Source organism: Pseudomonas sp. TWR2-1-1 (assembly GCF_049897045.1).
Lineage (GTDB): Bacteria > Pseudomonadota > Gammaproteobacteria > Pseudomonadales > Pseudomonadaceae > Aquipseudomonas > Aquipseudomonas versuta.
In genome coordinates this window covers 410892-423670 of record NZ_JAFCVM010000002.1, presented here as the reverse complement: position 1 = coordinate 423670, position 12779 = coordinate 410892, and the positions used below count along the sequence as shown (strand labels likewise).

Below are 12779 nucleotides of genomic sequence, written 5' to 3'. Positions count from 1 at the left end.
TAGGGAGAATCTATATAGATGTCTTGAGGTGTCAGGCCGAGACGCGAGGGATGGTGTCATCGCTGCGCAGGGTGAAGATCTCGTAGCCCGTCTCGGTCACCAGCAGGGTGTGTTCCCACTGTGCAGACAGCTTGCGGTCCTTGGTGATGGCGGTCCAGCCATCGCCCAGGACTTTGGTATCGGCTTTGCCCTGGTTGATCATCGGCTCGATGGTGAAGGTCATGCCTGCTTTCAGTTCCATGCCGGTGCCAGCGCGACCGTAGTGCAGGATTTGCGGCTCTTCGTGGAACACCTTGCCAATACCGTGACCGCAGAATTCGCGTACGACCGAGAAGCCGTTCTTTTCAGCGTGCTTCTGGATGACTTCGCCGATGTCGCCCAGGCGGCAGCCCGGCTTGACGATTTCGATGGCCTTGTACATGCATTCCTGGGTCACCTGCGACAGGCGCTCGGCCCATACCGGCACTTTGCCGACGTGGAACATGCGGCTGGTGTCGCCGTGGTAGCCGTCCTTGATCACAGTGACGTCGATATTCAGGGTATCGCCGTCTTTTAGGACTTTGTCGCCCGGGATGCCATGGCACACCACGTGGTTGATCGAGGTGCAGATGGACTTCGGGAAGCCTTTGTAGTTGAGCGGCGCGGGGATGGCCTGCTGCACATTGACGATGTAGTCATGGCAGATGCGGTCCAGCTCTTCGGTGGTAACGCCGGGCTTGACGTGTTCGGCGATCATTTCCAGGACTTCGGCGGCCAGTTTGCCGGCGATACGCATTTTTGCGATGTCCTCGGGAGTTTTGAGGGTGACGGTCATTCGGGCTCTCTTCGCGCGTTGGCGCTCATCATCAGGATTTCGGGGGGTGCTGTGGTGCTGCACACCGCCATAAAAATGCGATTCTAACAGACGGTCGGCGATAATCATGAGCCTCTCGCCATCGCTTCTCTTAATAGAATGGGGCATTCTGGCTCTATTGCGGACCCTGTGCAAAAGGGCGAGGAAGAAAGTCTGAATCCGTGTTTCGTTTTTTGCGCATCTTGTGGTATAAAATGCGCCGCTTTCCGGGTATAGCCCGCTAAGCACAAACCCACACACGTATCGACACGATGACCTGGGTGCCTTCAGCTCGAAGCTGCTGGTTGGTCGTTGGGATACGTGGAGGCCTAACCCGACTTATTAAGGAACTACCATGTCCCAAGTCAACATGCGCGATATGCTGAAGGCCGGTGTGCACTTCGGTCACCAAACCCGTTACTGGAACCCGAAGATGGGTAAATACATCTTTGGCGCGCGTAACAAGATCCACATCATCAACCTTGAAAAAACCCTGCCAATGTTCAACGAAGCTCTGACTTTCGTAGAGCGTCTGGCCCAGGGCAAAAACAAGATTCTGTTCGTCGGCACCAAGCGTTCCGCTGGCAAGATCGTTGCTGAAGAAGCAACCCGTTGCGGTTCGCCGTACGTCGATCACCGCTGGTTGGGCGGCATGCTCACCAACTTCAAAACCATCCGTGCTTCCATCAAGCGTCTGCGTGACCTTGAAATCCAGGCAGAAGACGGTACTTTCGCCAAGCTGACCAAGAAAGAGGCGCTGATGCGCACTCGCGATCTGGAAAAGCTGGATCGTAGCCTGGGTGGTATCAAGGACATGGGCGGTCTGCCTGACGCACTGTTCGTTATCGACGTTGACCACGAGCGTATCGCGATCACCGAAGCTAACAAGTTGGGTATCCCGGTTATCGGCGTTGTCGATACCAACAGCAGCCCAGAAGGTGTTGACTACATCATCCCGGGTAACGATGACGCAATCCGCGCTATCCAGCTGTACATGGGTGCGATGGCTGATGCTGTGATCAAAGGCCGTAACCACGTTGCTGGCGGCACCGACGTTTTCGTCGAAGAAGCTCCGGCTGCAGCGGTAGTTGAAGGCTGAGTAATTAACGCCTAGCGTTTACTCAGTACGCAAAAAGGGGGCTTGGCCCCCTTTTTGCCACCTCGAAATCCATTTGTTGGAAGTTGCCCTGCCGTTGCTGTTTCAGATTGTGGCTGACAGGGTTGCATCGAGGCCTGCTTCACACGAATTGAACGCCCGTTCGGTCGGGTGGAATGGTTGAAAACCTATCCAAGAGGAATTTTGAAATGGCAGAGATTACTGCAGCGTTGGTTAAAGAACTGCGTGAGCGTACCGGCGAAGGCATGATGGATTGCAAGAAAGCCTTGACCAAGGCTGGCGGCGACATCGAAAAAGCCATTGATGACATGCGTGCTTCGGGCGCCATCAAGGCTGCCAAAAAAGCAGGCAACGTTGCTGCTGAAGGCGCTATCGCAGTTAAAGTTGCTGAAGATGGCAAATCTGCCGTTATTCTTGAAGTTAACTCGCAAACCGACTTCTTGGCTCTGCAAGACGACTTCAAAAAATTCGTTGCTGACAGCGTAGAAAAAGCTTTCGCTGACAAGCTGACCGACGCAGCTCCGCTGATCGCTTCGCAAGAAGCTGATCGTCTGGTTCTGGTTGGTAAAGTAGGCGAGAACGTAAACATCCGTCGCCTGGCCCGCATCGAAGGTGACGTTGTTGATGCTTACCTGCACGGCAACAAAATCGGTGTTGTGGTTGCACTCAAAGGCGGCAACGCCGAGCTGGCACGTGACATCGCCATGCACGTAGCTGCAAGCAACCCTGAGTTCCTGCTGCCATCGCAAGTTTCCGCTGACGCTATCGAACGCGAAAAAGCCGTGTTCATGAGCCTCAACGAAGACAAGATCAAAGGCAAGCCAGCAGAAATCGTTGAAAAAATGGTTGCCGGTCGTATCAGCAAGTTCCTGGCTGAAGCCAGCCTGGTTGAACAAGCTTTCGTTAAGAACCCGGAAATCAAGGTCGGCGAACTGGCCAAGAAAGCCGGCGCTGAAATCGTTTCCTTCACCTACTTCAAAGTAGGCGACGGCATCGAGAAGCCAGTTGATGACTTCGCTGCTGAAGTTGCTGCACAAGTGGCTGCAAGCAAGCAATAAGACGGTTCTAAACTGTCGACCCGAAGAGGCTGCCCGCTCACGCGCGCAGCCTCTTTTCAAATGGGTAGGTATTTTCCCTTCCCGGCGGAACCGGTTTACAAAATAGTGTTCCGATGGTGCTGCTGTGCAGTGCCAAGCTAGAGTAAGCGCGGGCTGTAAACAGCCTCGCACAGATTTTTTATAAAACGCGGCAGGAGAGATTCGCAATGGCTCAGCAGGGCAGTGGTTATCAAGCTCGCTATAAACGCATTCTACTCAAGCTAAGCGGCGAAGCCCTGATGGGCTCTGAAGAGTTCGGGATCGACCCCAAGGTACTCGACCGCATGGCACTGGAAGTCGGCCAACTGGTCGGTATCGGTGTTCAGGTAGGGTTGGTGATTGGTGGTGGCAACCTGTTCCGTGGCGCTGCGCTGAGTGCTGCAGGTATGGATCGGGTTACAGGCGACCATATGGGCATGCTGGCAACCGTGATGAACGCCCTGGCCATGCGCGACGCGCTGGAACGTGCGAATATCTCCGCCATCGTAATGTCGGCCATTTCCATGGTGGGTGTGACTGATCATTACGATCGTCGCAAGGCCATGCGCCACCTGAACGCCAAGGACGTGGTGATTTTTGCAGCAGGTACCGGTAACCCGTTCTTTACGACGGATTCGGCTGCTTGCTTGCGTGCCATTGAAATTGACGCAGATGTGGTGCTCAAGGCAACCAAGGTTGACGGCGTGTATACCGCAGATCCATTCAAAGACCCGCATGCCGAGAAGTTCGATCATCTGACTTATGATGAAGTGCTGGATCGCAAGCTGGGTGTAATGGATTTGACGGCTATCTGCCTGTGCCGCGACCACAAAATGCCATTGCGTGTATTTAACATGAACAAGCCCGGCGCCCTGCTGAATATTGTCCACGGCGGCGCTGAAGGCACTCTGATCGAGGAAGGTCAACAATGATCAACGAAATCAAAAAAGACGCTCAAACGCGCATGCAGAAATCGCTGGAGTCTCTGTCCCACGCATTTGGCCAGATTCGTACCGGCAAGGCGCACCCGAGCATCCTGGGCAGCGTGATGGTGCCTTACTACGGCTCGGATACTCCGATCAGCCAGGTAGCGAACATTACCGTTAAAGACTCCCGTACCCTGCAAGTTGTCGCGTTCGAGCGCAATATGCTTGGCGCGGTAGACAAGGCAATCCAGAGCGCCGGTCTGAACCTCAATCCGACCAACCTGGGCGAATTGCTGCTGATCTCCATGCCTGCCCTGACTGAAGAAACCCGCAAGGTGTTCGTCAAGCAGGCGCGTGACGCGGCTGAAGATGCCCGCATCGCCGTGCGTAACATTCGTCGCGATGCCCTGAGCCAGTTGAAAGATCTGGTCAAGGAAAAGGAAATCAGCGAAGACGAAGAGCGTCGTGCCGCTGATGATATTCAGAAACTGACCGACAAGGCAGTAGCTGATATCGAAACCGCCACCAAGCAGAAAGAAGCGGACCTGATGGCCGTATAAGGGTCTGGGCGTTTTATGGAAAAGACCAAGCAGGCTGAACCTTCATCGGTGCCGCGACACGTCGCGATCATCATGGATGGTAATAATCGCTGGGCGAAAAAACGCTTTATGCCGGGTGTTGCCGGGCATAAAGCGGGAGTGGACGCAGTTCGTGCAGTGATTGAAGTATGTGCCAAGGCCAAGGTCGAGGTGCTTACGCTGTTCGCGTTTTCCAGTGAAAACTGGCAGCGCCCGGCAGCTGAAGTCAGTGCCTTGATGGATTTGTTCTTCAGGGCACTGCGTCGTGAGGCCAAGCGCCTCAATGAAAACAACATCAGTCTGCGGATCATTGGCGACCGCTCACGCTTTCATCCCGATCTACAGAAGGCGATGCGTGAAGCGGAAGAAATGACCGTGGGCTCCGATCGCTTTGTGCTGCAGATTGCTGCCAACTATGGTGGTCAGTGGGACATCGCACAGGCTGCGCAGCAACTGGCTCGTCAGGTTCAGGCGGGGCAATTGCAGCCAGAAGAGATCACCCCGGCCTTGTTGCAAACCTGCCTGGTAACGGGTGATTTGCCTTTGCCGGATCTGTGTATCCGCACCGGTGGCGAGCATCGCATCAGCAATTTTTTGCTGTGGCAGCTGGCCTATTCCGAGTTGTACTTCTCCGACCTGTTCTGGCCGGACTTCAAACACGAAGCCATGCGTCATGCATTGGCTGATTTCGCTTCTCGCCAGCGACGTTTCGGTAAAACGAGCGAGCAGGTTGAGGCTGGAGCCCGGGTTTAATGCTTAAACAACGAATCATTACTGCTCTTATCTTGCTGCCAATTGCCTTGTGCGGTTTTTTCCTGCTTGAGGGGGCCGGCTTCGCGCTGTTCATTGGCCTGGTTGTAACCCTCGGGGCCTGGGAATGGGCGCGTCTGGCGGGCTTTGAAGCCCAGCCGGCGCGTGTGGCCTTTGCCTTGGTCGTGGCCGTGCTGCTGTTTGGCCTGCACCTATTCCCTGATCTGGCACCGTGGGTGCTGGGTGCTTCGGTCTTGTGGTGGGCGGTGGCAACTTATCTGGTACTGACCTTTCCGCAATCGTCGGTGCATTGGTCAACAACGGCGACCAAGCTGGTCATCGGTCTGTTGATCCTGCTGCCGGCCTGGCAGGGTCTGGTGCTGATCAAGGCAATGGCGCTGGGTAACTGGCTGATCATGGCAGTGATGGTTCTGGTGTGGGGCGCGGATATCGGTGCTTACTTCTCGGGTCGTAAATTCGGCAAGCGCAAGCTCGCACCCAAAGTCAGCCCGGGCAAAAGCTGGGAAGGTGTGTTTGGCGGCTTGTTGCTGAGCTTGTTGATCACTGCTGTGGTCGGTGTGGTGCGCGGCTGGAGTGCATCCGAGATGTTTGCCGCGCTGGTGGGTGCAGCCGTGATCGTATTGATTTCGGTGGTGGGTGACCTCACGGAAAGCATGTTCAAGCGCCAGTCCGGGATCAAGGACAGCAGTAACCTGCTGCCTGGTCATGGCGGTGTTCTGGATCGCATTGACAGTCTGACTGCGGCGATCCCTGTATTTGCTGTATTGCTGTGGATGGCGGCGTCATGAGTCGTCCACAACAGATTACTGTTCTGGGGGCTACGGGTTCCATTGGCCTGAGTACTCTGGATGTTGTTGCCCGTCACCCTGATCGCTATCAGGTGTTCGGGCTGAGCGGTTACAGCCGTCTCGCCGAACTGCTGGCGTTGTGTGTGGTGCACAGGCCGAAGGTGGCAGTGGTGCCGGATGATCGTTCAGCCAGCCAGTTGCTGGCTGGCTTGCGTTCTGCAGGGCTCGATACCGAAGTGTTGGTGGGTGAGGAGGGCTTGTGCCTGATCGCATCGGCGCCTGAGGTTGACTCGGTCATGGCCGCGATTGTCGGTGCCGCGGGCCTGCGCCCGACCCTGGCGGCCGTGAATGCGGGCAAGAAAATCCTGTTGGCGAATAAAGAAGCGTTGGTGATGACGGGCGACCTGTTTATGCAGGCTGTGCGTCGCAGTGGTTCGGTGTTGTTGCCCATAGATAGCGAGCACAACGCCATTTTCCAATGCTTGCCACAGGATTTTGCGCGTGGCCTGGGTGCCGTTGGTGTTCGTCGGATTCTGTTGACCGCGTCTGGCGGGCCTTTCCGTCAAACGCCGCTGGCAGACCTGGAGCACGTTACTCCGGATCAGGCTTGCGCTCATCCCAACTGGTCGATGGGGCGCAAGATTTCCGTAGACTCAGCCAGCATGATGAACAAGGGTCTGGAGTTGATTGAGGCCTGCTGGCTGTTTGATGCCAGGCCGGATCAGGTTGAGGTGGTCATCCATCCGCAGAGCGTGATCCACTCACTGGTTGATTATGTGGATGGTTCGGTGCTCGCTCAGCTGGGTAACCCGGATATGCGCACCCCGATCTCAAATGCTTTGGCCTGGCCGGAGCGTATTGATTCGGGTGTCGCACCGCTGGATCTGTTTGCGGTTGCGCGTCTTGACTTTCAACGCCCGGATGAGCAGCGTTTCCCTTGCTTGCGTCTGGCCCGTGAAGCAGCCATGGCGGGCAACAGTGCGCCAGCCATGCTGAACGCGGCAAACGAAATAGCGGTTGCGGCCTTTCTTGATGGCCGAATCCGTTACCCGCAGATCGCCCGTATCATTGAAGATGTTTTGAACAGTGAGCCGGTGGTTGCCGTAAGCGAGCTGGAAGCAGTCTTTGACGCTGACACCAAGGCGCGGATGCGGGCAGAACAGTGGTTGAAACGTAACGGCTGACAAGTGGTGCTTGCCGGAACCGGACAGGATCGCGGAGAAACGAGATGAGTGCGCTTTATATGATTGTTGGCACCCTGGTGGCATTGGGTGTGCTGGTCACATTTCATGAATTCGGTCACTTTTGGGTGGCGCGCCGTTGCGGCGTCAAGGTTCTGCGCTTCTCCGTGGGGTTTGGTACGCCTTTGCTGCGCTGGCATGATCGTCAGGGCACCGAGTTTGTCATCGCAGCCATTCCTTTGGGTGGCTACGTAAAAATGCTCGACGAGCGCGAGGCCGAGGTTCCGGTCGATCAGCTGGATCAATCCTTCAATCGCAAGACCGTTGGTCAGCGCATAGCCATTGTTGCTGCCGGGCCAATTGCCAACTTCTTGCTGGCGATGGCGTTTTTCTGGGTGCTGGCAATGATGGGCAGCCAGCAGGTGCGTCCTGTCATTGGTGCCGTAGAAAGCGCCAGCCTGGCAGCCCAGGCAGGTTTGGTGGCAGGCCAGGAAATCGTTTCCATAGATGGTGAGCCAACAGTCGGCTGGTCGAACGTAAATCTGCAACTGGTCCGTCGCCTGGGTGAAAGTGGTTCCATTCAGATCGCGGTGCGCGGCCCGGGCTCGGACGTCGAGACCTCGCATCAGTTGATCCTGCATGACTGGCTCAAGGCCGCTGCCGAGCCGGACCCGATCAAGTCACTGGGTATTCGCCCATGGCGCCCCGAGTTGCCAGCGGTTCTGGCAGAGCTTGACCCGAAAGGCCCAGCACAGGCTGCCGGACTTAAAACCGGTGACAAGCTGTTGGCGATTAACGATCAGGCCATCAACGACTGGCAGCAAGTGGTGGATTGGGTTCGCGTCCGGCCAGATGCCCGTGTTGTGGTGCATGTCGAGCGCGACGGGGTTGCGCTTGATGTTCCAGTTACCCTGGCAGCTCGCGGTGAGGGCAAGGCTGCAACAGGTTATCTGGGGGCCGGGGTCAAAGGTGTCGATTTGCCACCGGAGATGATTCGCGAGGTCAGCTACGGCCCGCTCGCCGCAATTGGGGAGAGTGCAAAGCGTACGTGGACCATGAGTGTATTGACCCTCGACTCACTGAAGAAAATGTTGTTCGGTGAGCTCTCGGTAAAAAACTTGAGTGGACCGATAACCATTGCTAAAGTGGCGGGCGCTTCTGCCCAGTCGGGTGTCGCGGATTTCCTGAATTTCCTGGCTTATCTGAGTATTAGCCTTGGGGTTCTGAACTTGTTGCCCATCCCTGTACTGGATGGGGGGCATTTATTGTTTTATCTGATTGAGTGGGCGCGTGGTCGTCCCTTGTCGGATCGGGTGCAGGGTTGGGGGATGCAGATCGGTATCAGTTTGGTGGTCGGGGTGATGTTGTTAGCCTTGGTCAACGATCTGGGACGTCTGTAAACACTTCGCTGAATTGCGAATCTGCCGCATTTTGCGGCAGTTTGTTTATTGCCAGTTGGAATAAGAAAGGACTTCATGAAACGTCTGCTGCTAACTGCGGTTCTCGCCGTACTGATGATCGCCGAAGTTCACGCCGAGTCCTTCACTATCTCTGATATCCGTGTCAACGGGCTGCAGCGGGTTTCCGCCGGTAGTGTGTTTGGCGCGTTGCCTCTGAACGTGGGTGAAGTAGCGGATGACCGCCGTTTGGTGGAATCCACTCGTGCGTTGTTCAAAACCGGGTTCTTTCAGGATATCCAACTGGGTCGTGATGGCAATGTGCTTGTCATTACGGTTGTCGAACGTCCTTCCGTCTCCAGCATCACGATCGACGGTAACAAGGCGATCTCCACTGATGACCTGATGAAGGGACTCAAACAGTCGGGCCTGGCCGAAGGTGAAATCTTCCAGCGTGCAACCCTTGAAGGTGTACGCAACGAGCTTCAACGCCAATATGTTGCCCAAGGCCGCTACTCGGCGACGGTAGACACCGAAGTGGTGCCTGAACCGCGTAACCGGGTTGCCCTGAAGGTCAACATCAATGAAGGCACGGTTGCTGCTATCCAGCACATCAACGTGGTGGGCAACACCGTCTTTCCGGAAGAAGATCTTGTTGATCTCTTCGAACTGAAAACCACCAACTGGCTGTCGTTCTTCAAGAATGACGACAAGTATGCGCGTGAAAAACTGTCGGGTGACCTTGAGCGTCTGCGCTCTTATTACCTCGATCGTGGCTATATCAATATGGATATCGCTTCGACCCAGGTATCGATCACCCCTGACAAAAAGAACGTCTACATCACCGTCAACGTGAATGAAGGCGAAAAATACAACGTCGGCGAAGTGAAACTGAGCGGTGACCTCAAGGTTCCTGAAGATCAGATCAAGTCGCTGTTGCTGGTCCAGCCGGGTCAGGTGTTCTCGCGCAAGCTGATGACCACTACCTCCGAGCTGATTACGCGTCGTCTGGGTAACGAGGGCTACACCTTCGCAAACGTAAACGGTGTGCCTCAGCCAAATCCTGAAGACCACACTGTGGCCATCACGTTTGTGGTTGATCCGGGCAAGCGTGCTTACGTGAACCGCATCAATTACCGCGGCAACACCAAGTCTGAAGACGTGGTTCTGCGTCGCGAAATGCGTCAGATGGAAGGTGGCTGGGCGTCGACTTACCTGATTGACCAGTCCAAGGTCCGCCTTGAGCGCCTGGGCTTCTTCAAGGAAGTGAACGTTGAAACTCCGGCAGTGCCAGGCACTGACGACCAGGTTGACGTGAACTACGCCGTAGAAGAGCAGGCTTCGGGTTCGATCACCGCCAGCGTCGGTTTTGCCCAGAGCGCAGGTTTGATTCTGGGTGGCTCGATCACGCAGAACAACTTCCTGGGTACGGGTAACAAGGTCAGCATCGGCCTGACCCGCAGTGAATACCAGAGCCGCTACAACTTCAGCTACGTTGACCCGTACTGGACTGCAGACGGTGTAAGCCTGGGCTACAACGTTTTCTACCGCACCACTGACTACAAAGAGCTGGACGTTGACGTAGCCAACTACTCCGTGGACAGCCTGGGTGCAGGCGTCAGCATGGGCTATCCGATCAGCGACACCTCGCGTCTGACCTACGGTCTGACCGTACAGCAGGATGAAATCAGTACCGGTCAGTACACCGTTGACGAGATCTTTGACTTCGTAAACCGTGAAGGCGACAAGTACCTCAACTTCAAGGCGTCCGTAGGCTGGTCCGAGTCGACTCTGAACAAGGGTGTACTGCCAACACGCGGCAGCTCGCAGAGCCTGGTGTTTGAGACGACCATTCCTGGCAGCGACTTGCAGTTCTATAAACTGGACTATCGTGCCCAGTTGTTCCAGCCGTTGACCGACACCTACACCATGCGTCTGCACACAGAGCTGGGCTATGGCGACGGTTACGGTTCGACCGAAGGTCTGCCGTTCTACGAGAACTATTACGCCGGTGGTTTCAACTCGGTACGTGGCTTCAAGGACAGCGCTTTGGGTCCTCGCAGTACCCCAAGCCGTGGTTTTGATAAGACCGGTAACGTGGGTACTATCGCTGACCCGGATCAGGATCCTCTACCATTCGGTGGTAACGTGCTGATCCAGGGTGGCGTCGAAGTTCTGTTCCCTATGCCGTTCGTCAAAGATCAGCGTTCCCTGCGGACCTCCGTGTTCTGGGATGTGGGTAACGTGTTCGACACCAACTGCAAGGGCGAGACCAAGGATTGCGATATCGGCTTTAGCAATTTGGCCAGCTCTGTCGGTGTCGGTGTGACCTGGGTGACTGCACTGGGCCCGCTAAGCTTCAGCTTGGCGATGCCGGTCAAGAAACCGGATAACGCCGATACTCAGGTTTTCCAGTTCTCCCTCGGCCAGACTTTCTAAAAGCCTGACTTTAGATACAGACAACAGTTTTTTTAGGGGTGCATCGTGCGTAAGTTGACTCAATTGGTTCTCCTGGCTTCGCTTCTGGTAGCTGGTCCGGCCTTTGCCGACATGAAAATTGCCGTACTGAACTATCAGATGGCGTTGCTTGAATCCGACGCGGCCAAGCGTTATGCCGTGGATGCCGAGAAGAAATTTGGCCCGCAACTGACCAAGCTCAAAAGCCTGGAAAGCAGCGCCAAGGGTATTCAGGATCGTCTGGTAAAAGGCGGCGATAAAATGCAGCAGGGCGAGCGTGAGCGTCTGGAGCTTGAATTCAAGCAAAAGGCCCGCGACTTCCAGTTCCAGTCCAAGGAGCTGAACGAAGCCAAAGCAGTTGCTGACCGTGAAATGCTGAAGCAGCTGAAGCCAAAACTGGATAGCGCTGTTGAAGAAGTCATCAAGAAAGGCAACTTTGACCTGGTGTTCGAGCGTGGTGCTGTAATTGATGTCAAACCTCAGTACGACATCACTCGCCAGGTTATCGAGCGCATGAATCAGCTGAAGTAATTATGACTGCGACTATAAAGCTCGGCCAATTGGCCGAGTTCCTCGGTGCCACCTTGCGTGGCAACGCGGAGAAAGAAATTACTGGGCTAGCCACTTTACAAGAGGCTGGCCCAGCTCAGTTGAGCTTTCTGGCCAATCCCCAGTACCGAAAATTCCTTGTCGACTGCCATGCTGGAGCTGTACTGCTCAAGCCGGCCGATGCTGAGGATTATGTCGGTGATGCGTTATTGGTGCCTGATCCTTATCTGGCGTACGCCCGCATTTCCCACTTGTTCGATCCCAAGCCCAAGGCGGCTCCCGGCATTCATCCGTCTGCAGTCATTGCTGCTGATGCCTTGATTGATCCGCTGGCCAGCATTGGCGCTTTTGCAGTGATTGAGAGTGGTGTACGTATTGCTGCTGGTGTCACGGTCGGTCCCCAGTGCTTTATCGGGGCACGTTGTGAAATCGGTGAGGGCGGCTGGCTGGCTCCGCGGGTAACGCTTTATCACGACGTACGCATCGGTAAGCGAGTAGTGATTCAGTCAGGTGCTGTCCTGGGCGGTGAAGGCTTTGGTTTCGCCAACGAGAAGGGTATCTGGCAAAAGATCGCGCAGATTGGTGGTGTAACCATCGGTGATGATGTCGAAATTGGCGTCAACACTGCCGTCGACCGCGGTGCTCTGGCTGATACGGTGCTCGGTAATGGCGTCAAGCTGGATAACCAGATACAGATCGCGCACAACGTTCAGGTCGGTGACCACACGGCGATGGCTGCCTGCGTGGGCATCTCCGGTAGCACTAAAATCGGCAAACACTGCATGTTGGCGGGTGGAGTCGGTCTAGTAGGGCACATTGAAATTTGTGACAACGTGTTCTTGACTGGTATGACGATGGTGACTCACTCGATTACCAAGCCCGGCGCCTACTCTTCTGGTACCGCCATGCAACCGGCGGCCGAATGGCGCAAGAGTGCGGCACGTATCCGTCAGCTGGACGATATCGCCAGACGGCTCAAACATCTGGAAAAGCACGTTGGAGAAGTGACCCCAAGCGGTAAAGCTTCTTCAGAGGGCTAATACATTTTCCATATCAAGTGTGCATAGCCACTGGTTTGCTTCCTTGATTTGCTAGAGGAGCGCGCCT

At 55.4% G+C, this 12779-nt stretch carries 12 protein-coding genes; 11 read left to right on the top strand and 1 reads right to left on the bottom strand.

All coding sequences use genetic code 11. The annotated features are described in order from the left end of the window. Positions 1 to 31 precede the first annotated feature (31 nt). On the bottom strand, positions 32 to 922 hold the full coding sequence (map, locus tag ACP7BO_RS06890; RefSeq protein WP_426209267.1) for a type I methionyl aminopeptidase: 891 nt from the start codon (positions 920 to 922) through the stop codon (positions 32 to 34). 265 nt (positions 923 to 1187) lie between these two features. Between map and rpsB the strand changes: the two genes are divergently transcribed. The 11 genes from rpsB (at position 1188) to lpxD (ending at position 12712) form a co-directional block, all read left to right on the top strand. Next, positions 1188 to 1931: a 30S ribosomal protein S2 gene (gene rpsB, locus ACP7BO_RS06885; protein ID WP_003440422.1), complete on the top strand. Its 744-nt coding sequence runs from the start codon at positions 1188 to 1190 to the stop codon at positions 1929 to 1931. 206 nt (positions 1932 to 2137) lie between these two features. Further along, entirely contained in the window at positions 2138 to 3007 is an 870-nt protein-coding gene (gene tsf, locus ACP7BO_RS06880; RefSeq protein WP_060694748.1) for a translation elongation factor Ts, read from the top strand. A 206-nt stretch (positions 3008 to 3213) separates the two neighbouring features. Continuing rightward, positions 3214 to 3957, top strand: coding sequence for a UMP kinase (pyrH, locus tag ACP7BO_RS06875; RefSeq protein WP_003440426.1), 744 nt, complete (start codon positions 3214 to 3216; stop codon positions 3955 to 3957). After that, positions 3954 to 4511 (top strand): ribosome recycling factor, encoded by a 558-nt coding sequence (gene frr / locus ACP7BO_RS06870; protein WP_426209264.1) that lies wholly within the window; start codon positions 3954 to 3956, stop codon positions 4509 to 4511. The genes pyrH and frr overlap by 4 nt, the downstream gene beginning before the upstream one ends. Before the next feature lie 15 nt (positions 4512 to 4526). Further along, positions 4527 to 5282, top strand: coding sequence for a polyprenyl diphosphate synthase (gene uppS / locus ACP7BO_RS06865; protein ID WP_073509627.1), 756 nt, complete (start codon positions 4527 to 4529; stop codon positions 5280 to 5282). Further along, the gene (locus ACP7BO_RS06860; protein WP_397454608.1) at positions 5282 to 6088 is read left to right on the top strand and encodes a phosphatidate cytidylyltransferase; all 807 of its coding nucleotides are present in this window, start codon (positions 5282 to 5284) and stop codon (positions 6086 to 6088) included. The genes uppS and ACP7BO_RS06860 overlap by 1 nt, the downstream gene beginning before the upstream one ends. Continuing rightward, the gene (gene ispC, locus ACP7BO_RS06855) at positions 6085 to 7272 is read left to right on the top strand and encodes a 1-deoxy-D-xylulose-5-phosphate reductoisomerase (protein WP_397454607.1); all 1188 of its coding nucleotides are present in this window, start codon (positions 6085 to 6087) and stop codon (positions 7270 to 7272) included. The genes ACP7BO_RS06860 and ispC overlap by 4 nt, the downstream gene beginning before the upstream one ends. Before the next feature lie 44 nt (positions 7273 to 7316). Beyond that, the gene (gene rseP / locus ACP7BO_RS06850) at positions 7317 to 8669 is read left to right on the top strand and encodes a sigma E protease regulator RseP (protein ID WP_397454606.1); all 1353 of its coding nucleotides are present in this window, start codon (positions 7317 to 7319) and stop codon (positions 8667 to 8669) included. A gap of 75 nt (positions 8670 to 8744) precedes the next feature. Continuing rightward, positions 8745 to 11105: an outer membrane protein assembly factor BamA gene (bamA, locus tag ACP7BO_RS06845; protein ID WP_060694738.1), complete on the top strand. Its 2361-nt coding sequence runs from the start codon at positions 8745 to 8747 to the stop codon at positions 11103 to 11105. A gap of 45 nt (positions 11106 to 11150) precedes the next feature. After that, entirely contained in the window at positions 11151 to 11654 is a 504-nt protein-coding gene (locus tag ACP7BO_RS06840) for an OmpH family outer membrane protein (protein WP_060694737.1), read from the top strand. Between the two features lie 2 nt (positions 11655 to 11656). Further along, entirely contained in the window at positions 11657 to 12712 is a 1056-nt protein-coding gene (gene lpxD, locus ACP7BO_RS06835; RefSeq protein ID WP_397454605.1) for a UDP-3-O-(3-hydroxymyristoyl)glucosamine N-acyltransferase, read from the top strand. The last annotated feature ends 67 nt before the right edge of the window (positions 12713 to 12779 follow it).

What these genes read in the sequence shown, in the direction of transcription:
- map (WP_426209267.1), bottom strand. Translation starts at nt 922, where the DNA reads ATGATTATCGCCGACCGTCTGTTAGAATCGCATTTTTATGGCGGTGTG.
- rpsB (WP_003440422.1), top strand. Translation starts at nt 1,188, where the DNA reads ATGTCCCAAGTCAACATGCGCGATATGCTGAAGGCCGGTGTGCACTTC.
- tsf (WP_060694748.1), top strand. Translation starts at nt 2,138, where the DNA reads ATGGCAGAGATTACTGCAGCGTTGGTTAAAGAACTGCGTGAGCGTACC.
- pyrH (WP_003440426.1), top strand. Translation starts at nt 3,214, where the DNA reads ATGGCTCAGCAGGGCAGTGGTTATCAAGCTCGCTATAAACGCATTCTA.
- frr (WP_426209264.1), top strand. Translation starts at nt 3,954, where the DNA reads ATGATCAACGAAATCAAAAAAGACGCTCAAACGCGCATGCAGAAATCG.
- uppS (WP_073509627.1), top strand. Translation starts at nt 4,527, where the DNA reads ATGGAAAAGACCAAGCAGGCTGAACCTTCATCGGTGCCGCGACACGTC.
- ACP7BO_RS06860 (WP_397454608.1), top strand. Translation starts at nt 5,282, where the DNA reads ATGCTTAAACAACGAATCATTACTGCTCTTATCTTGCTGCCAATTGCC.
- ispC (WP_397454607.1), top strand. Translation starts at nt 6,085, where the DNA reads ATGAGTCGTCCACAACAGATTACTGTTCTGGGGGCTACGGGTTCCATT.
- rseP (WP_397454606.1), top strand. Translation starts at nt 7,317, where the DNA reads ATGAGTGCGCTTTATATGATTGTTGGCACCCTGGTGGCATTGGGTGTG.
- bamA (WP_060694738.1), top strand. Translation starts at nt 8,745, where the DNA reads ATGAAACGTCTGCTGCTAACTGCGGTTCTCGCCGTACTGATGATCGCC.
- lpxD (WP_397454605.1), top strand. Translation starts at nt 11,657, where the DNA reads ATGACTGCGACTATAAAGCTCGGCCAATTGGCCGAGTTCCTCGGTGCC.